Genomic DNA, 18,541 nt, shown 5'->3' on the forward strand with positions numbered 1-18,541 from the left:
CCGAGGGTGACGGGAAAAGTATTCTTAGGAACAATACTTGTCTGATTCGATTATTCATGATTTACTGACTGACGTTTTCATGACATCGACGACGATAGGATCCGATGCGCGAGATCACTCACCTCACTGCGATCGACATGCGCCGAGCGCTCGACGATCGTGCACTCAGCGTCGTCGATGTCGTCCAGGCGCATCTGGAGCAGATCGAAGCCGGCGCGGCGGTGAACGCCGTCGTCACGGTCGATCCGGAGGGTGCGCTCGCCCGAGCGCGCGAGCTCGACGCGCAGGGGCCGGATCCCGAGCTGCCGCTCTTCGGCCTCCCGATCGGCGTCAAGGACACGCACGACACCGCGGGCGTGCGGACCACATACGGATCCATCCGGCATCGAGCGCACGTGCCGCCGCGCGACGCCGCGCACGTTCGTCGCATGCGCGAGGCCGGAGCCGTCATCGTCGGCAAGACGAACGTCCCCGAGTACGCCGCGGGCTCGCACACCGTCAATCGCGTGTTCGGTCCGACGCGCAATCCGTACGCGCTCGACCGCTCGGCCGGCGGATCGAGCGGCGGGGCGGCGGCCGCCCTCGCCGCGCGCCAGGTCGCACTCGCCGACGGGAGCGACATGGGCGGTTCGCTGCGGAATCCGGCGTCGTTCTGCAACGTCGTCGGTCTGCGGCCCTCGCCCGGCATCGTTCCCGCGTCGGATGCGGCGAACCTGCTGTCGCCGCTGACCACGGCCGGTCCGATGGGGCGGACGGTCGACGACGTCGCACTGCTCCTCTCGGTCATCGGACGGCCCGACTCGCGTACGCCCTCCTGGGCGTCAGGTCCGGTCGAGCGACCGACGGACGGCTCGCTCCGTGGTGTGCGCGTCGGCTGGGCGCCGACGCTCGGCGGTCGGATCCCGGTCGACTCGGAGGTGCTCGAGGTGCTCGAGGACGCGGTGCGGGTCTTCGCCGACGCGGGTGCTGAAGTGGTCGAGGCGTGTCCCGATCTCGATGGTGCGACGGAGGCGTTCCTCACGCTGCGCGCGGCCGAGTTCGAGGCGGAGTGGGGAGACCAGCTCGCCCGCGACCCCGAAGACTTCAACGACCGGATCACCTGGAATATCGAACGCGGCCGTGAGCTCTCCGGTCGGGATGTGATGCGGGCCCAGGAGCAGCAGACGCGGATCATCCGCGCGGGTGCCGACTTCTTCTCCGACGTCGACGTGCTCCTGTCGCCCGCGGCGCAGGTGGCGCCCTTCCCGGTGACGCTCGACTACCCGCACGAGGTCGCTGGTCAGACTCAGCAGCATTACCTCGACTGGATGCGTGCCGCGACCGCGATCACGATGCTCGGCGTGCCGGCGATCTCGGTGCCCGCCGGCTTCACCGCAGCCGGACTGCCCGTCGGGCTGCAGATCGCGTCCCGCATCGGAACGGACGCGAGTCTGCTCGGGACCGCTCGCATCTACGAAGCACTCACCGACTTCGGGAGCCGCGCGCCGGCCGGCGCCTGACTCCCTCCCGCGAAAAACTGCAAAGGAGCATCATGCACGCACCCCTTCTCACCCCCGGGCGGGCGGTGATCGCGGCCGTCCCGGTGGTCGGGTTCTTCGCGACGCCGTTCCTGCCCTTCGCCATCGAGCCCACCCTGTGGCTCGGCCTGCCCGCGCCGCTCTGGTGGGCGGCTGGGCTCGTGATCCTGACCGTGCTCAGCCTGCAGCTCATCGAGTCGATGTATCTGCGCCGGGGTGGACGCGAGCGCGACGCCGCCGAACGCGAGCGGCTCGCCACCCATCAGATCGAGGTGCTCCGCGCCGAACGCATCGCTGCGGAGACGGAAGAGGGCATCCGATGACCGTCTCGCTCATTATCATCGTCGGCATCTGCGCGATCGGGGCGCTCGGCATCGCGAGTCGGCGCCGACAGCGGAGCATGTCGAACTGGACCGTCGGCAAACGCGACCTCCCGAAGTGGACGTCCTGGTTCCTGCAGGCCGGCGAGTCGCTCACCACCTTCAGCTTCCTGGGTCTCGCCGGCATCGCGTTCGGGGGCGGAGTCAGTGCGATCTTCGCCGTCGGCTACCTCACGATGTCGTGGACGTTCCTCTACTTCGTCGCTCCGCGCATCCGCGAGCTCGGTCAGCGTCGGGGCTACCTCACCATGGCCGACTTCTTCGAGGATCGGTTCAGCGCCAGATGGCTCGCGAAGGTCGTCGCCATCGTCGGCGCCTTGGCGCTGATCCCGTATCTGCAGCTGCAGATCACCGGCCTCGGTCTCATCGTCGAACTGGCGACCGGCAGTCCGAGCGCGCGGGGGTTGAGCATGGTCATCGCGAGCGTGCTCGTCGCGGTCTTCGTCGCCTGGTCGGGGATCCGGGGTATCGCTCGCGTCGCCTACCTCAAGGACATCCTGCTCGTCGTGGCGATGGTCGTCATCGTCGCGGGTGTTGCGATCAGCTTCGGCGGTATTCCGCCGATCTTCGCGCAGATCGCCGAGTCGACGCCGTCGCTGCTGACGCTCCACGCCGAGGGGTACGACACGACCTTCTTCGTGACCGCCATGCTGGTGACCGTCATCGGCTCCGGATTCATGACGCTGCCCCACCTGTGGCCCCCGAACCTCGCGGCGAAGAGCGGTGAGGTGCTGCGCAGCAACGCGAAGTGGTTGCCGATCTACCAGCTGGTGCTGTTCATCCCGATTCTCGTCGGCATGGCCGGGGTGCTGGAGCTTCCCGGCGACACGGCGGGCAACGAGGTGCTGCTCACCACAGCGGGAGCGCTGCTGCCCGAGTGGCTGCTCGGTGTCGTCGCCGTCGCCGGCGCGGCCGCGGCCATGGTGCCGGCGGCCGCCATCGTCATGGGGATCTCGACGCTCGTCAGTACCAACGTGTTCGGCGGGGTGCGACCGGAACGGCGCATGGCGTTCAACTACGTCGTGATCCTCGCCGCGGTCGGCCTCGCGCTCGCGTTCGGTCTCGTGCGGTCGGACATCTCCGCTCTGCTGCTCCTGACCTACGGCGGGACCACGCAGTTCGCGCCGGGCGTGTGCGTGGCGCTGGCGAAGCGCGTGCGCGTCGGTGCGTGGCCGATCGGCCTCGGCATCATCGCCGGAACGCTCACCGTCGCCGTGATCACGTTCGCCGAGATCCCCATCGGAAGTTGGGATTCGGGGCTCATCGCACTCGCGCCGAACCTCGCGATCGTCGTGATCGGCGAGGCGATCCGGCGCGCGCGCGGCGGCACGGACGTGACGCAGGTGGATATCGATGACCGCGCGGTGGCGACGGTCCGATGACCTCGGCGGCACCGATGCTCCGGCCCGGGCACGGCTCCCGGGTCGGCGTCGGTGGTGCGCACGCGGCTTCAGCGCATCTTCACGCCGCTGCGCTTCAGCGCCGCGAGCACGATCGACGTCTCGGTCTCGGTCGCGTCGGCGGTCCAGTCCGCCCGCATGAGGAAGTCGGCGAGCGCCGTGTGGTCGACGCACGCGATGTCGACGAACAGCTGCGTGCGGCCCGTGGTGAAGGCGAGGTAGCGCACCTCGGGCACCTGCGCGAGCGTTCGCGCGACGGCCTCGGTGCGTCCCGGGAGCGTCCGGATGCGCAGCGTGGCCTCGACCGAGTACCCGAGCGCAGCCGGCTCCACGACCGCGCGGATGAACAGGCGGCCGCGCTCCTGCAGATGCGCGAGACGTCGGCGCACCGATGCGGTCGAGAGCGCCGTGGCGCGCGCGAGCTCCTCGAAACTCGCGCGGCCGTCGTCGGCCAGCACTCGCGCGATCTCCAGCTCTTCGCGGCTGAGCGGCTGCAGTTCGGCGGAACCGCCCGGCACGCCGGGGTGGGGGTCGTCGCGCAGCGACGCGATCTGCGCCGCCTCCAGGATCGGGGGGAGCCACTCGTGGGTCGCTTTGTAGAGGCGGAGCACGGTCGCGATCTCGATGCTCGCCGCGCCGGGGAGGCCGGGGATCTCGTCGAGCATCAGGTTCAGCGAGCGTTCCCGTGCGTTGATCTGCTCGAAGACGCAGTCCATCTCGCCGGTGGTGAGGTAGGTGAAGACCGATCCGGACCGCTCGGCAGCCGCGGCCCCGGTCACGCGATTCATGCCGGTCGCGCAGCGGACGCTGACGATCGAGCTGTCGAGCATGCCGCCCTGAGGCAGCACCGTCAACGCCGTCACCCGCACCTGTTTCGTGCGCAGCAGTTCCGCGCCGCGTGCCGCGACGGTGCGCTCGGGAACGTCGAGCGCCGTCGCGATGCGCCGCCACCCGGCTCGACCGTTGACCTGCAGTGCGGCGACGATGTCGCGATCGAGGCGGTCGAGCACCGGAGTGACGTTCATGGCAGTATTCTCTGCCGAAATCTGCACCTTGACAACTGCACGCGACGAGACCGGTCGTCCGAGCATAGGATGGGCGCTGATTCGACCATCTCCGCGGAGCGATCACGCCCGCGGGCCCATCTGCGAACCGATGACGAAACGGAGGTGGCATCGTGAGCGACGGTGCGACGCATGAGACCGGCCCGCAGGGGACGACTCCCCACGGCGGGGCGCTCGAAGATCTGCTCGTGGTGGATCTCAGCCGGGCGCTCGCCGGGCCGCACGCCGGCATGATGCTCGGCGACCTGGGGGCGCGGGTCATCAAGGTCGAGGCACCGGGCAACGGCGATGAGACCCGCTTGTGGGGGCCGCCGTTCGCGGAGGGGGATGACGGCGAGCGGTACTCGACCTACTTCCTCTCCTGCAACCGCAACAAGGAGTCGATCGCGCTCGATCTCAAGAGCGATGACGGGCGCGCGGTGCTGCGCGATCTGCTCGCGCGCGCCGACATTCTGATCGAGAACTTCCGCACCGGCGTCATGGACCGGCTCGGGTTCGGTACCGCCGCGCTCGCGGAACTCAACCCGCGCCTGATCCAGATGTCCATCACCGGGTTCGGTCATGACGGGCCCGAGGGCGGCCGCGCCGGATACGACCAGATCGTGCAGGGCGAGGCCGGACTCATGTCGCTGACCGGGTCCGGTCCTGAGGATCCGCAGCGCGTGGGCACCCCGATCGCCGACCTGCTCGGCGGCATCCACGGTGTGGTCGGGGTGCTCGCCGCTTTGCACGAGCGGGAGCGGACGGGGCGCGGCCGGGTGGTGCGGGCCTCGCTGCTGTCATCGATCGTGGGGGTGCACGCGTTCCAAGGCACCCGATACACCGTCGCGGGCGAGACACCGCAGCCGCAGGGCAACCACCACCCCTCGATCGCCCCGTACGGGCTGTTCCGCTGCCGCGACGGTGCGGTGCAGATCAGCGTCGGCAACGAGCGGTTGTGGCAGGCGTTCTGCGCCGAGTTCGGCCTCGATCCGGCCACTCCAGGACTGGCATCGAACCCGGAGCGGGTGGCGCACCGGTCGGAGACGATCGCGTTCGTGGAGGGCGCCTTCGCGGCCCACGACGCCGAGGATCTGCTCGCGAGATTGAGTACGGCGGGGATTCCCTCGGGCAAGGTGCGCACCCTCGAAGAGGTGTACGCCTGGGATCAGGTGCGCTCGCAGGGTCTCGTCGTCGATGTGGACCACGCGACGCTCGGCACCATCAGCCTGCCCGGGCCGCCGATCCGGTTCTTCGACGTCGACGGCACCGGTGAGACGGAGCGCGCCCGCGAGGCGCACCAGGCGCCCCCGACGCTCGATCAGCACGGCGACGCGATCCGCGAGTGGTTGCGGGGCGACGCGTGAGCGGCGCGGCGCCGTCGAGGCCGCGGCGGGTGAACGCGCGCGGACTCATCGACATGCTCGTGGATGCGGATTCGTACCGTTCCTGGGATACCGCTCCGATCGAACCCGAACTGGGTGAGGAGTACCGCGCCGAGCTCGCGGCGGCACGCGAGAAGAGCGGCGTCGACGAGTCGATCATCACGGGGGAGGCGCTGATCGCCGGTCGCCGCGTGGCGCTCATCGCGTGCGAGTTCACGTTTCTCGCCGGTTCGGTCGGGTCGGCTGCTGCCGAGCGCTTCGTCGCGGCGATCGAGCGCGCCACGGCCGAGCGCCTGCCGGTGCTCGCCAGCACCGCGTCGGGCGGAACGCGGATGCAGGAGGGCACGGTCGCGTTCGTCGCGATGGTGAAGATCGCCGCCGCGGTCGCCGCGCACAAGTCGGAGGGGCTGCCGTACCTCGTGTACCTGCGGCACCCGTCGACCGGAGGAGCGCTCGCCTCGTTCGGGTCGCTCGGGCAGGTCACGGTCGCCGAGCCCGGCGCGCTCGTCGGGTTCTTGGGGCCCCGCGTGTACGAAGCGCTCTACGGTGAGTCGTTCCCGGAGGGGGTGCAGCAGGCGGAGAACCTGGCGCGCAACGGCATCATCGACGGGGTGCTGCCGCCGGAGGAGCTGCAGGGGGTGGTGCGCCGTGTCCTGGACCTGCTCGACCGGCCGACGCACGCCGAGCTGCTCGAACGCGCCGACGATCCGGGAACCGCTGCGGTCGACCCTGCCGGGTCGGCGGACACGTGGGATTCGATCACCCGGTCGCGCGATCGACGGCGGCCGGGACTCCGCGAGCTGCTGCGCACCGCGGCGAGCGATGTGGTGCCCCTCAGCGGCACGGGGCAGGGGGAGCGCGATCCGGGACTGAGCCTGTGCCTGGCGCGTTTCGGCGGGATCCCGTGCATCGTCGTCGGTCAGGATCGGCGCGCGCAGCGCGCCTTCGCCCCGCTCGGACCGGGGGCGCTGCGCGCGGCGCGGCGTGCGATGCACCTGGCCGAGGAGCTGCGACTGCCGCTCGTGAGCGTGGTCGATACCCCGGGTGCCGCGCTGTCGCGCGCGGCCGAGGAGGGCGGGCTCGCGAGCGAGATCGCGCACTGCCTCGCCGATCTCGTGAAGCATCAGGGTCCGACGCTGTCGGTGCTGCTCGGAGAGGGAACGGGTGGGGGCGCGCTCGCGCTGCTGCCGGCCGATCGGACGATCGCGGCGCAGCACGCGTGGCTCTCCCCGCTGCCGCCGGAGGGTGCGTCGGCGATCGTGCATCGGGATACCGCGCACGCGGCCGAGATCGCGGAGCAGCAGGGGGTGGCCTCGGGTGCGTTGCGCGCCGCGGGCATCATCGATCGGGTGGTCGTCGAGGAGCCGGATGCCGCGGCGGAGTCTGCGGCGTTCTGCACGCGGATGGGCGATGCGATCGCGCAGGAGCTTGCGCGTCTCGTGCTGCAGCGCGCCGACCGTCGTCACGTCGCCCGGTTGGAGCGATTCCGCGCCCTCAGCCGGTGATGCGATTCAGCCGGTGATGCGCTTCAGCGATCGGGGAGCAGGTCCGCTACCGAGTCCAGGATCACGTCGGGCCGGAACGGATACTTCTCGATCTCCTCACGATCCGAGATGCCCGTCATCACGAGGTAGGTGCGCAGTCCCGCCTCCATGCCGGCGATGATGTCGGTGTCCATGCGATCGCCGATCATGGCGGTGTTCTCGGAGTGCGCGCCGATCCGGTTCATCGCCGAGCGGAACATCATCGGGTTCGGCTTGCCGACCACGTACGGCTCGCGTCCCGTCGCCTTCGTGATGAGCGCGTTGATCGCCCCGGTCGCCGGGAGCGGACCCTCGGCGCTCGGTCCGGTCGCGTCGGGGTTCGTGGAGATGAAGCGCGCCCCGCGGTTGATGAGCCGGATCGCCTTCGTGATCGCCTCGAACGAGTAGTTGCGGGTCTCGCCCACGACGACGAAATCAGGATTCGACTCGGTCATGACGAACCCGGCCTCGTGCAGCGCCGTCAGGATTCCGGCCTCGCCCACCACGAATGCGCGACCGCCGGGCATCTGCTGCTTCAGAAAGGCCGCGGTCGCGAGCGCGCTCGTCCAGATGTGATCCTCGGGCACGACGATCCCCGACCCGGCGAGCCTCGCGCTCAGGTCGCGAGCCGTGAAGATGGAGTTGTTCGTGAGGACGAGGTAGGGGCGCTCCGTCTCCTGCCAGTGCTGCAGCAGGTCGGACGCGCCGGGAATCGGATGGTTCTCGTGGACGAGTACGCCGTCCATGTCGGTCAGCCAGCATTCGATGTCGGTCATGCCACCGCCTCTCTCGTAGCCGTACGCCCCACACTAGTCCGGCATCATGAACCCGGCGTTGCGAATGTGTTTCCGCCCGCTCCTGAGGCCCGGTGCATCCGCGGCACCCCCGTGACACACTGGAACCATGCACGAGCGCGCCGGCCGTCTGGCCACCTCCGAGGACCTCATCGACGTCGACGCATTGATCGCCGCCTACACGGAGACGGTGCCCGATCCGGCGGATCCCGCGCAGCGGGTGGTGTTCGGCACGTCGGGTCACCGTGGTTCGGCGCTCGCGGGGTCGTTCAACGAGGCACACATCGTCGCGATCAGCGCGGCGATCGCCGAGTACCGGGCCGCCCAGGGCATCACGGGTCCGCTCTTCATCGGTGCGGATCCGCACCCGCTCTCGGGGCCGGCCGAGCTCACCGCGCGCGAGGTGCTGTCCGCCGCGGGGGTGCGCGTACTCGCGCGGTCGGGCAGCGGAGACGAGATCTACGTGCCGACGCCGGCGGTCAGTCACGCGATCCTGACCCACAACCGTGATCGGGCGGGCGACGACCCGAATCGCGCGGACGGCATCGTCGTGACCCCGAGCCACAACCCCCCGCAGGACGGCGGCTTCAAGTACAACCCACCGCACGGCGGACCCGCCGGTTCGGAGGCGACGACGTGGATCGCCGACCGTGCGAACGAGCTCCTCGCCTCCGGGGTGGCCGAGATCCCCCGCGCCTCCGAGGACGGCATGGGCGGGGAAGCGGTCGGTCGCTACGACTTCCTCGGCAACTATGTCGACGACCTCGAGAACGTCATCGACATCGCGGCGATTCGGGATGCCGGTATTCGCATCGGCGCCCACCCGCTCGGCGGTGCGAGCACGGCGTACTGGGCGGCGATCCGGGATCGCTACGCGCTGGAGATCACGGTGCTCGGCCCGGGCATCGACCCGCAGTGGGCGTTCATGCATCTCGACTGGGACGGGAAGATCCGGATGGATCCCTCCTCGGCCTCCGTCATGGCGACGGTCGAGGCGTACCGCGACGAGTTCCCGCTGGTCACCGGCAACGATGCGGACGCGGATCGCCATGGCATCGTCACCGTTGACGGTGGGCTCATGAACCCGAACCACTTCCTCGCTGTCGCGATCGACTACCTCCTCACCCACCGGCCCGACTGGCCGGTCTCCGCGGGCATCGGCAAGACGGTCGTTTCCTCGGGCATGATCGACCGCGTCGTCGCCGCGCACGAGCGGACACTGCTCGAGGTGCCCGTCGGATTCAAGTGGTTCGTGCCGGGTCTCTCGGATGGGTCCGTCGCCTTCGGCGGCGAGGAGAGCGCCGGCGCATCTTTCCAGCGGTTCGACGGCACCGCGTGGAGCACGGACAAGGACGGCATCCTGCTCTGCCTGCTCGCCGCAGAGATCCAGGCCGTCACGGGCCAGTCGCCATCTGAGCGGTATCGCGAGCTCGTCGCGCGCTTCGGCGATCCGGCGTACGCCCGCGTCGACGGACCGGCGACCGCGGAGCAGAAGGCGCGCCTCGCGGCACTCGCACCCGAGGATGTCACCGACACCGAACTCGCGGGCGATCCCATCACCGCGGTGCGCACCGAAGCCCCCGGTAACGGGGCCGCGATCGGCGGTCTGCAGGTGCGGACCGAGCACGCGTGGTTCGCGGCGCGACCGTCGGGCACCGAGGACGTCATGAAGATCTACGCCGAGTCGTTCCGCGGTGCCGAGCACCTCGCCGAGGTGCAGCTCGCCGCCCGCGCCCTCGTGGACCGCGCGCTCAGCGAATAAGTGCCGCGCGCGGCGGTACGCTGGATCCATGCCAGAGACCGCCGCCCGCCTCCGCCGATACTCCTACCTCGGTCCGGCGGGCACGTTTACCGAAGCGGCACTGAAGCAGGTGCCCGAGGCGGCGGGGATGGACTGGGCGCCCGTCGCGAACATCGGCGAGGCGCTCGACGACGTCACCTCGGGGGTGAGCGACGCCGCGATGATCGCGATCGAGAACTCGATCGACGGCGGCGTCACGGTCGCGCAGGACGCGCTGGCCACCGTTCCCGGGCTCCGCATCGTCGGCGAGTACCTCGTGCCGGTGAACTTCGTGCTGGTCGTGCGGCCGGGTGTGCGGCTCGCAGACATCCGCGTGATCGCGGCGCACCCCGTCGCCTACGGGCAGTGCCGCGCCTGGCTCGATGACCAGGTACCCCGGCACCAGCACCTGCCGTCGACCTCGAACGTGCAGGCGGTCGTCGATCTGCTCGCGTCGGATCCGGATTCCGCGGCATCGGTCGACGCCGCGATCGCACCCCCGGGCATCGAGGACCACTACCCGGTCGAGGTGCTCGCGTCGCACCTGGCCGACAACCCCGACGCCGAAACGCGCTTCGTGCTCGTCAGCCGCACAGCCGCAGTCGGGGAACCCACCGGTGCCGACAAGACGAGCGTCGTCGCCGAACTGCCGAACGATCGCGCGGGCGCGCTGCTCGAGCTGCTCGAGCAGTTCGCGACGCGCGGCGTGAACCTCACCCTGCTCGCCTCGCGCCCGATCGGCGATCGCATGGGGCGCTACCGCTTCGTCATCGATGCCGAGGGGCACGTGAAAGAGGAGCGCGTCGCCGACGCCCTGCTCGGCGTGAAGCGCTTCAGCCCGCGCCTCGTCTTCCTCGGGTCGTACCCGCGTGCCGACCGTGTCGCTGCCACCACCCAGAAGGTCTACGGCGACGACGTCTTCCGGGATGCCAGGGACTGGCTGCGCGGCGTGCTCGACGGCAGCCCCGACGCGGAGGATTGAGCCCGGTCACCCCGCGCCGAGTCGCGCGTCCGACGATGACTCGCGAACGAGGAACGGTTACCCGACGGGCATGCGCACGATGAGCGAACCGGGATCGACGCCGCCGGTGATGGCCACGGCGACCCCGAGGTCGTCGCCGTCGAGCTGCACCGGCTCCGGCCGGTCGACGGAGAGGGCGAACCGCTTCGCCTGCACGTAGGTGACGTTGCGGGTGTCGCGAGCGAGGTCGATCATGCGGCGACCCGCGCGCGTCCGGCGCAGCACGCCGTTCTCCCACCCGAGCCGGTTCCAGATGCGCAGCCACGAGAACGCACCGAGCGGCCGCAGCGCGACGAGGTCGAGCCGCCCGTCATCCACCTGCGCGTCCGGGATCAGCAGCACGCCGCCGGGCATGAGCCCGCAGTTGCCGATCATCACGGTGTAGACCGACATCGATCGCGACGGTGAGCCGTCGATGGAGGAGTGCACGCGCAGCGGTCCGTCGCGCATCATGGTCCGGATCCCCGCGTCCACATACGCCAACCACCCCAGGCGGCGCTTCAGCGTCGCACGGGTCGCGCTGATCGCACGCGCATCGAGGCCCATCCCGGCGAGCACGAGAAACGCGTGCCGATCCACCGTCTCATCAGGGCGCACGATCGAGACGACCCCGAGATCGATCGCACGATTCGTTCCGTGAAAACCCGCGCGCGCGACGGCCTCGGGATCCGCGAGCGGAATGCAGAGATTCCGTGCGAGGATATTGCCCGTCCCCAGCGGGACCACCGCGAGCGGCACACCGGAACCGCGCAGCGCCTGCGCGACCGCCCGCACCGTGCCGTCGCCACCCGCGGCGAAGACCACACTCGCTCCGTCCGCCAGCGCGCGATTCGTCGCTGCCACCCCGCCATCGACGGCATCGGTCTCGTACCAGCGCGTCGGCGACCAACCGGCGAGCTGTTCGGCCCGCGCGACCGCACGCCTGACCGCGATCAGTCCCGGCTTTCCCGGGTGGAAGACGACGGCCGCGCTCGGCAGCACCCGCGACGCTGACTCAGGCATACCCACAGGGTAGCCGTCGGGGCTGACTAGACTGGAGCGGTGATCGATCCAGCTCTGCTCCGCACCGAACCCGAGACCGTCAAGCGCTCGCAGCGAGCACGAGGCAGCGACGAATCCGCTGTCGATCGCGCGCTCGCCGCAGACGAGGCCCGCCGCACGGCACTCGCCGAGTTCGAGACCCTCCGTGCCGAGCAGAAGCAGTTCGGCCTCCAGGTCAAGGGTGCCGCGAAAGACGAGAAGGCGGCGCTCATCGAACAGGCGCAGCAGCTCGCCGCACGGGTGAAAGACGCGGAGGCCCGCGCCAAGGAAGCCGACCGCACGTTCACCGAGCTCGCGATGACGATCGAGAATCTCGTCATCGACGGGGTCCCTGCCGGTGGCGAGGAGAACTTCGTCACGCTGCGTGAAGTGGGCGAGATCCCCGCATTCGACTTCGCCGCGCGCGACCACCTCGAACTCGGCGAGATGCTCGGAGCGATCGACATGGAGCGCGGGGCGAAGGTCTCCGGCGCCCGCTTCTACTTCCTCCGCGGCGTCGGTGCGCGCCTCGAAATCGCGCTCATGAGCCTCGCCCTCGATCGGGCGCTCGCCGCAGGGTTCACCCCCCTCATCACGCCGACACTCGTGAAGCCCGAGATCATGCGCGGCACCGGGTTCCTCGGCGAGCACGCCGACGAGGTCTACCACCTCGACGATGACGACCTCTACCTCACGGGCACCAGCGAGGTCGCCCTCGCCGGCTACCACGCCGACGAGATCCTCGATCTCTCCCACGGTCCCCTCCGGTACGCCGGCTGGTCGACGTGCTACCGACGCGAAGCCGGATCCCACGGTAAGGACACCCGCGGCATTCTGCGCGTGCACCAGTTCAACAAGCTCGAGATGTTCGTCTACACGGACCCGGCGGACGCGGAAGCCGAGCACGAGCGCATGGTCGCCTGGCAGGAGGGCATGCTGCAGTCGCTCGGCCTGGCCTACCGGGTCATCGACGTCGCCGCGGGCGACCTCGGCTCGAGTGCGGCGCGCAAGTTCGACATCGAGGCCTGGGTGCCGACGCAGGGCACCTACCGCGAACTCACCTCGACGAGCAACTGCACCGGCTACCAGGCGCGACGCCTGTCGACGCGATACCGCGGCGAGACCGGCAAGACCGCGCCGGTCGCAACGCTGAACGGCACCTTGGCCACGACGCGGTGGATCGTCGCGATCCTCGAGACGCACCAGCGTGCCGACGGCTCGGTGACGGTGCCCGAGGTGCTGCGGCCCTACCTCGGCGGACTCGAGGTCTTCGAGCCGATCACCTCCGGCCCCGCCGCGCGGGCATAACCGTGCAGCGCGTTCGCGGAGCCGACCGGCACATCATCGCGCTCGACCTCGACGGGACGGTGCTCGATCACGATCCCGAATCGCGCGCGGGTCTCATCGCTCCCGATCTCGCCGCAGCCGTTCAGGCTCTCCACCGTGCCGGTCACGAGGTGGTCATCTCGACCGGTCGGTCGGTGGACGCGACGCTGCCGATCGTCGAGGAGCTGCGCATCCGACCCGAGTGGGTGATCTGCTGCAACGGTGCGGTCACCCTGCAGCGCGATCCGCTCGCCGAGCGCTCGTATCGCCGCGAGTACATCGAGGCGTTCGATCCGACCGAGGTGCTGCAGCGAATTCGCACTCACCTCGTCACGGCGGCGTTCGCGCTCGAACGCCCCGACGGCAGCTTCCTCTACACCGAAGAGATCGAATCCGGCACCCTGCCCGCCCGTCAGAAGCGGGTCGCCTTCGAGGATCTGCTCGGCGTGCAGACGACCCGCGTCGTCGTGGTCTCGCCCGATCATCACCTGCAAGACTTCCTCGACGTCGTCCAGTCGATGGGACTCGACAACGTCGCCTACTCGGTTGGCTTCACGTCGTGGCTCGATATCGCGCCGTTCGGCGTCAACAAGGCGAGCGCGCTCGAGGTCGTCGCCGCCAGAGTCGACATCGATCGCAGTCGCGTCTTTGCCGCCGGCGACGGCCACAACGACATCGACATGCTCAAGTGGGCCGCGAAGCACGGCGATGCCGTGGCCATGGGGCAGGCCGACGCGACGGTGCAGGCGGTCGCGTCTCGAGTGACGGGTACCGTGTCCGAGGGCGGTCTGCTGTCGGCGCTCGTCGCGCGTTTTCCCGAGCTGGAAGCGATCCGCTAGGCTGGTCCGCGGTGGGTTGTCCGAGCGGCCGAAGGAGCTTGTCTTGAAAACAAGTGGGCGGTAATCCCGTCCCGCGGGTTCGAATCCCGCACTCACCGCCAGATTTTTCTCACTCGACGAGGCGCGCGAACGATGCTCGGTGCCGAGCTTCGAACGGTGCCGTTCACGGCCTTCCAAGACCTTCTCCAGCACTTTCCGGTAGATTCGTGAAGATATGAGCGGGCGCACGCCCCTGCTGCGGGTGTCCGACCCGCGGTCGCACGAAGTATTAAAGGGGCGGAATGACCGACCAGGAGATTGAGCAGAACACGCAGCGGGTGACCAGCCGCCACGGCAGGCTGCGCCGCTCCAGCGCGTGGCGCAACGTCGCCCGCGTACTCGTGACCACCGCGCTGGTCGGCGTACTCAGCGGCGTCTCGGTCGCGGCGTACGCCGTGTGGGGACTCGTGCGCGACGTCGACACCGTCGATCTCGGCACCGAGAGCGCCGAAGCGATCGGTGCGGGCCAGCAGTCCATCGACGGTGCGTTCACGATCCTGCTCGTCGGCTCCGATTCGCGCGCCGGCCAGTCCATCGACGACGGCGAAGAGGGTGAGCTCAACGATGTGACGCTCGTCCTGAACGTCTCCGAGGACCACCAGAACGCGACCGTCATGAGTTTCCCCCGTGACTTGATGGTGCCGTTCCCCTCATGCCCCGGCCCGAAGGGCGAAGAGGGCTACTACCCGGCGATGAGCGAGCAGCAGTTCAACAGCTCGCTCCAGTACGGCGGTCTGCCCTGCACGGCGCAGGTCGTCGAAAGTCTCACCGGCCTCGATATCGACTACGCGGGCCTCGTCACATTCGACGGCGTCATCGGTGTCTCGAAGGCGATCGGCGGCGTCGACGTCTGCCTCGCCCAGCCCATCGTCGACCCGAAGTCGGATCTCGACCTTCCCGCCGGTGACGTGTCGCTCGTCGGCACCGAGGCGCTGCAGTTCCTGCGCACGCGCGCCGGCGTGGGTGACGGCGGCGACGTGAGCCGCATCAGCAACCAGCAGATCTTCATGTCTGCGCTCATCCGACAGCTGAAGAGCGCAGAGACCCTCGCCGACCCGGTGAAGGTGTACGGCCTCGCGAAGGCCGGCGTCGAGAACATGACGCTCTCGAGCAACATGGCATCCGTGCAGTTCATGCAGGCGCTCGCCGGCACGGTGAAGGACATCGACCTCGACCGCATCAACTTCGTGCAGTACCCGACAACGGAGCACCCGTACCAGGAAGGGCGTCTGCTGCCCGACCGCGACTCGGCGCAGATCGTGCTCGACCTCATCGAGAGCGGGCAGCCGTTCGAAGTGACGGGGCGCGGCCAGGCCGTCGAAGAAGAGGCGAGTGACGACCCCGTCGCCGAGAACGCCGAGACGGAGGCGCCGGCCGAGACCGAGGCGCCTGCAGACGGAACGGAGACGCCGGCCCCCACCGAGGAGGCGAACGACGAGCCTGTGCAGCTGCCCGACAACATCACGGGTCAGGGCGCCGCTGCCGAGACCTGCTCGGCCGGACGGACCGTGTACTGATCCGTCTGAGGTGAGCGCAGGGTCGGTGCTGGATTGGTGCTGGGTTGGCCTGCACGGCTCGTGCCGAGCCGGACCTGCGCCGAGCCGAACCTACGCCGAGCCGAACCTACGCCGAGAGCGCGCTCTAACTGGCTTCCGGGGCGCTGATACCAGGTCATGCGCAATCTCGATGAGCGGCGCCCCGAGCGACAGCGTGAGCGGGGCCTGGGCGGAGTCGTGGCGGGGGACGTGCGTCGACGCCGGGTGGCCGAGGTCGCACGGACTCGCGGCATCCACCGGCCCTGCCTCGATCTGCCCGAACGCTGCCGAAATTGCAGTTGTGCTGGCTTCGTGCGCAGTGAAGCCAGCACAACTGCAATCTCGACGGGGCGCGGGGCAACGGGGGCAACGGGGGCGACGGCGGGGCGACGGGGCGCGGGGCGTCGCGCGGCGGGGCGACGGAGCGCGGCGCGGCGGGGCGGCGTGCGAACGCGGCGGGTGCTGAGAGCGCCCGATTTCGACAGGCGGGGCCTTGTCCCCTAGGATGGTTCACGGAGATATGCCGGAGCGGCCGAACGGACTTCACTGCTAATGAAGGGTCGGGGTTACTCGACCGGGGGTTCAAATCCCCCTATCTCCGCCACAGGTCCTGAGTAGCGATCACGTTCACGAACGTGGCGCCGCTCAGGACCTTTTGTCTGCTGAAGCGACGAGGGGGCCGCGAGCGTTCACGAGATCGTCGTGCGCATCTCGAGCTCGATCCCTCCGGTGACGGACTGGGTTGACAGGCTGACGGTCACGCTTCCGAGCTCGGAGAGGCTCGATACGTGAGTGCCGCCGCACGGAATCGAGGCGCCAGAATCGGGAAGCTCGCACACCCACCTGCGGCGCGCGGTGATGGCCTCGTCGTCGCGATCAATGCGGACCGTGGCTGCCGACGCCACCCAGTCGGCGAGCTGAGCGTTGGCGAGCTGCTCGATGGGCGCGAGGTCGTCGAACGCCGACGTGTCGAAGCCCTTCTTCCGCAGCGACTTGCCGACACGGTAGGTGTCCACCGAACCGTCGGGGTGGATGCGGGACGTCTGGATCGCGAGCGCGTCGAACGCGGGTGCGCCGAGCGCGTCGAGCGGGACTGTCTTGGTCCAAGCGTCGGTGAGAGCGGCGTCCAGTGCGAGCGAGGCGAGGTGGCACGCGGTGTGCCCGGCCGACAGCGCCCGCCGGTATTCGGTGTCCACCTCGACGCGCACCTCGGTGCCGACCGCCGGACCCTCCTCGGCGATCACATGGACGACCGTGAACGTCCAGTCTGCCGTGCCCGTCCGTACCGGCACGTCCGAGCCGACGTACAGCGCACCGTCGTGAACGGCTCCGATGACCGCATCGACGACCGCTGCCTCGGTGCCGTCGAAGTGCAGGGTGCCGCGGTCCGCCGGCTGATCGGGCCACGCCGTGTCGACGGGGTGGAAGGCGGTCTGATCGAGGATCACGCCGGTCCGTCCATCCGCGAGCCCGGCCACGTGCACGACGCGTCCGATCGATGAGGTCGCGCCGTCGGGGTAGGAGATGCGGGTGTCAGTGCGGGGCAGAGATGCGGCGTGCATGCGAGGTTCCGTTCGGCGGAGTGAGTGCGGGGCAGGGAAGAGGTGGAGCAGCGGGGCGGGGGCGATCCGAGTAAGACGCGAGCGAGAGGCGAGTGCGAGCCGGTCCGCTACTCGGCGGCGAACGCGCGGAGCCGGTCGATGGCGGTGTCGAGCACAGAGCGATCCTTCACGAACGTGAAGCGCACCCATGAGGCGACCGACCGTGCCGCTTCGGAACCCGGCGCGCAGAATGCTGAGAGCGGCACGCACGCGACGCCTGCCAGCTCGGGCAGCGCGCGGGCGAAGGCGTCGCCATCGGGCGTCGCGTCGGTGAGGAACGGTTTGGCGTCCGCGCATACGAAGTAGGTGCCTTCCGTCTGCGATGTGGGGAATCCCGCCGTGTGCAGACCTGCGACGAGCACGTCGCGGCGTTCGGCGAGCGAATCGCGCAGCTCGCGAATGTCGGCGTCGCCGTCGCTCAGTGCGCGGGCGATCGCCGGCTGCAACGGGGCTCCTCCGGAGTAGGTCAGGAACTGCTTGACGGTGAGCACGTGCGAGATGAGGTCGGCCGGTCCGGTGGCCCAGCCGATCTTCCAGCCGGTGAGCGAGAACGTCTTCCCGGCTGACGAGATGGAGATCGTCCGCTCGGCCATGCCCGGCAGCGTGGCGAGTGGCGTGTGCACGGCGCCGTCGAACGTGAGGTGCTCGTAGACCTCGTCGGTGACGACGATCGCGTCAGATGCCTGTGCGGCGTCGGCGATCATGCGGAGTTCATCGGGGCGAAGCACCGTGCCGGTCGGGTTGTGCGGCGAGTTGATGAGCAGGATCCGGGTCCGAGCACTCATTGCGGCCCGCAGGTCGGCCTCGACCAGGCGGAACCCGTCCGCGGTTGCCCGGAGCGGAACGGTCCGATGCTCGGCTCCGGACATGGCGATCGCCGCGGCGTAGGAGTCGTAGAACGGTTCCAGCGTGACGACTTCGTCGCCCGGACCGACGAACGCGAGCAGCGTCGCGGTGAGGGCTTCGGTGGCGCCCGCCGACACCATCACTTCGCTCTCGGGATCGACCGTGATGCCGTAGTGGCGGAGCTGGTGCGCGGCGATCGCCGAGCGGAGTTCCGGGATCCCGCGGCCCGGCGGGTACTGGTTCGCGCCGTCGAGTATCGCGGCACGCGCGATTTCGCGCACCCACAGCGGACCGTCGGTGTCGGGGAACCCCTGCCCGAGGTTCGCGGCTCCTGCGGCGGTCGCGAGGGCCGTCATCTCGGCGAAGATCGTCGGCCTGGTGTTGCCGTCGGGCGCGACCAGTCCGGCTGCGGTGGCGACGGTGCTCCATCGTGCTGTCACCGTTCCAGTCTATGCACAAGCCCAGCTCCGCCCCGGGAACTCTCCAGTACGC

The 18,541-nt window shown here is 69.5% G+C and carries 15 protein-coding genes and 2 tRNA genes; 12 read left to right on the forward strand and 5 right to left on the reverse strand.

Going from position 1 to position 18,541, the window contains the following annotated elements; all coding sequences use genetic code 11:
• Nucleotides 1-104 precede the first annotated feature (104 nt).
• The 3 genes from J4H85_RS03555 to J4H85_RS03565 are packed head-to-tail and all read left to right on the forward strand — an operon-like array spanning nucleotide 105 to nucleotide 3,279.
• Entirely contained in the window at nucleotides 105-1,499 is a 1,395-nt protein-coding gene (locus tag J4H85_RS03555) for an amidase (protein WP_208236908.1), read from the forward strand.
• Between the two features lie 32 nt (nucleotides 1,500-1,531).
• Entirely contained in the window at nucleotides 1,532-1,840 is a 309-nt protein-coding gene (locus J4H85_RS03560) for a hypothetical protein (protein ID WP_208236909.1), read from the forward strand.
• Nucleotides 1,837-3,279: a sodium:solute symporter family protein gene (locus J4H85_RS03565; protein WP_208236911.1), complete on the forward strand. Its 1,443-nt coding sequence runs from the start codon at nucleotides 1,837-1,839 to the stop codon at nucleotides 3,277-3,279. Before J4H85_RS03560 ends, J4H85_RS03565 begins: the two co-directional genes overlap by 4 nt.
• 68 nt (nucleotides 3,280-3,347) lie before the next feature.
• On the opposite strand, the gene J4H85_RS03570 is transcribed toward J4H85_RS03565, so the two are convergent.
• Complete coding sequence (locus tag J4H85_RS03570; RefSeq protein WP_208236913.1) at nucleotides 3,348-4,322, reverse strand: Lrp/AsnC family transcriptional regulator; 975 nt, start codon at nucleotides 4,320-4,322, stop codon at nucleotides 3,348-3,350.
• A gap of 221 nt (nucleotides 4,323-4,543) precedes the next feature.
• Between J4H85_RS03570 and J4H85_RS03575 the strand changes: the two genes are divergently transcribed.
• Complete coding sequence (locus tag J4H85_RS03575; protein WP_243893427.1) at nucleotides 4,544-5,707, forward strand: CaiB/BaiF CoA transferase family protein; 1,164 nt, start codon at nucleotides 4,544-4,546, stop codon at nucleotides 5,705-5,707.
• A gap of 53 nt (nucleotides 5,708-5,760) precedes the next feature.
• The gene (locus J4H85_RS03580) at nucleotides 5,761-7,230 is read left to right on the forward strand and encodes a carboxyl transferase domain-containing protein (protein WP_208237350.1); all 1,470 of its coding nucleotides are present in this window, start codon (nucleotides 5,761-5,763) and stop codon (nucleotides 7,228-7,230) included.
• A 23-nt stretch (nucleotides 7,231-7,253) separates the two neighbouring features.
• Here J4H85_RS03580 and J4H85_RS03585 read toward each other — a convergent pair whose 3' ends face one another.
• Nucleotides 7,254-8,024 carry an HAD-IIA family hydrolase gene (locus tag J4H85_RS03585; RefSeq protein WP_208236917.1) on the reverse strand — a complete coding sequence of 257 codons (771 nt, stop codon included), beginning with the start codon at nucleotides 8,022-8,024 and terminating at the stop codon, nucleotides 7,254-7,256.
• A 127-nt stretch (nucleotides 8,025-8,151) separates the two neighbouring features.
• On the opposite strand from J4H85_RS03585, the gene pgm reads away from it, so the two are divergent.
• Nucleotides 8,152-9,804, forward strand: coding sequence for a phosphoglucomutase (alpha-D-glucose-1,6-bisphosphate-dependent) (gene pgm / locus J4H85_RS03590; protein WP_208236919.1), 1,653 nt, complete (start codon nucleotides 8,152-8,154; stop codon nucleotides 9,802-9,804).
• 28 nt (nucleotides 9,805-9,832) lie between these two features.
• Nucleotides 9,833-10,804: a prephenate dehydratase gene (gene pheA / locus J4H85_RS03595; RefSeq protein ID WP_208236921.1), complete on the forward strand. Its 972-nt coding sequence runs from the start codon at nucleotides 9,833-9,835 to the stop codon at nucleotides 10,802-10,804.
• Between the two features lie 57 nt (nucleotides 10,805-10,861).
• On the opposite strand, the gene J4H85_RS03600 is transcribed toward pheA, so the two are convergent.
• On the reverse strand, nucleotides 10,862-11,845 hold the full coding sequence (locus J4H85_RS03600) for a diacylglycerol/lipid kinase family protein (protein WP_208236923.1): 984 nt from the start codon (nucleotides 11,843-11,845) through the stop codon (nucleotides 10,862-10,864).
• Between the two features lie 39 nt (nucleotides 11,846-11,884).
• Between J4H85_RS03600 and serS the strand changes: the two genes are divergently transcribed.
• From serS to J4H85_RS03625, 5 genes are all read left to right on the forward strand, one after another.
• Nucleotides 11,885-13,171 (forward strand): serine--tRNA ligase, encoded by a 1,287-nt coding sequence (gene serS, locus J4H85_RS03605; RefSeq protein ID WP_208236925.1) that lies wholly within the window; start codon nucleotides 11,885-11,887, stop codon nucleotides 13,169-13,171.
• Nucleotides 13,172-13,173: 2 nt separating this feature from the next.
• Nucleotides 13,174-14,028 (forward strand): HAD-IIB family hydrolase, encoded by an 855-nt coding sequence (locus J4H85_RS03610; protein WP_208236927.1) that lies wholly within the window; start codon nucleotides 13,174-13,176, stop codon nucleotides 14,026-14,028.
• Between the two features lie 10 nt (nucleotides 14,029-14,038).
• Nucleotides 14,039-14,129 (forward strand) — tRNA-Ser (locus tag J4H85_RS03615).
• Between the two features lie 180 nt (nucleotides 14,130-14,309).
• Nucleotides 14,310-15,584 carry an LCP family protein gene (locus J4H85_RS03620; protein WP_208236929.1) on the forward strand — a complete coding sequence of 425 codons (1,275 nt, stop codon included), beginning with the start codon at nucleotides 14,310-14,312 and terminating at the stop codon, nucleotides 15,582-15,584.
• Nucleotides 15,585-16,116: 532 nt separating this feature from the next.
• Nucleotides 16,117-16,206 (forward strand) — tRNA-Ser (locus J4H85_RS03625).
• Between the two features lie 85 nt (nucleotides 16,207-16,291).
• Here J4H85_RS03625 and J4H85_RS03630 read toward each other — a convergent pair.
• The gene (locus J4H85_RS03630) at nucleotides 16,292-17,164 is read right to left on the reverse strand and encodes an alanyl-tRNA editing protein (RefSeq protein ID WP_208236931.1); all 873 of its coding nucleotides are present in this window, start codon (nucleotides 17,162-17,164) and stop codon (nucleotides 16,292-16,294) included.
• A 107-nt stretch (nucleotides 17,165-17,271) separates the two neighbouring features.
• Entirely contained in the window at nucleotides 17,272-18,489 is a 1,218-nt protein-coding gene (locus J4H85_RS03635; protein ID WP_307863372.1) for an aminotransferase class I/II-fold pyridoxal phosphate-dependent enzyme, read from the reverse strand.
• Between the last annotated feature and the right edge of the window lie 52 nt (nucleotides 18,490-18,541).

The sequence above is a fragment of the Leucobacter tardus genome, from assembly GCF_017583045.1.
GTDB lineage: Bacteria > Actinomycetota > Actinomycetes > Actinomycetales > Microbacteriaceae > Leucobacter > Leucobacter tardus.

Excerpts from the sequence above, each read along its gene's own strand:
- J4H85_RS03555 (WP_208236908.1), top strand. The coding sequence starts at position 105 with ATGCGCGAGATCACTCACCTCACTGCGATCGACATGCGCCGAGCGCTC.
- J4H85_RS03560 (WP_208236909.1), top strand. The coding sequence starts at position 1,532 with ATGCACGCACCCCTTCTCACCCCCGGGCGGGCGGTGATCGCGGCCGTC.
- J4H85_RS03565 (WP_208236911.1), top strand. The coding sequence starts at position 1,837 with ATGACCGTCTCGCTCATTATCATCGTCGGCATCTGCGCGATCGGGGCG.
- J4H85_RS03570 (WP_208236913.1), bottom strand. The coding sequence starts at position 4,322 with ATGAACGTCACTCCGGTGCTCGACCGCCTCGATCGCGACATCGTCGCC.
- J4H85_RS03580 (WP_208237350.1), top strand. The coding sequence starts at position 5,761 with ATGCTCGTGGATGCGGATTCGTACCGTTCCTGGGATACCGCTCCGATC.
- J4H85_RS03585 (WP_208236917.1), bottom strand. The coding sequence starts at position 8,024 with ATGACCGACATCGAATGCTGGCTGACCGACATGGACGGCGTACTCGTC.
- pgm (WP_208236919.1), top strand. The coding sequence starts at position 8,152 with ATGCACGAGCGCGCCGGCCGTCTGGCCACCTCCGAGGACCTCATCGAC.
- pheA (WP_208236921.1), top strand. The coding sequence starts at position 9,833 with ATGCCAGAGACCGCCGCCCGCCTCCGCCGATACTCCTACCTCGGTCCG.
- J4H85_RS03600 (WP_208236923.1), bottom strand. The coding sequence starts at position 11,845 with ATGCCTGAGTCAGCGTCGCGGGTGCTGCCGAGCGCGGCCGTCGTCTTC.
- J4H85_RS03620 (WP_208236929.1), top strand. The coding sequence starts at position 14,310 with ATGACCGACCAGGAGATTGAGCAGAACACGCAGCGGGTGACCAGCCGC.
- J4H85_RS03630 (WP_208236931.1), bottom strand. The coding sequence starts at position 17,164 with ATGCACGCCGCATCTCTGCCCCGCACTGACACCCGCATCTCCTACCCC.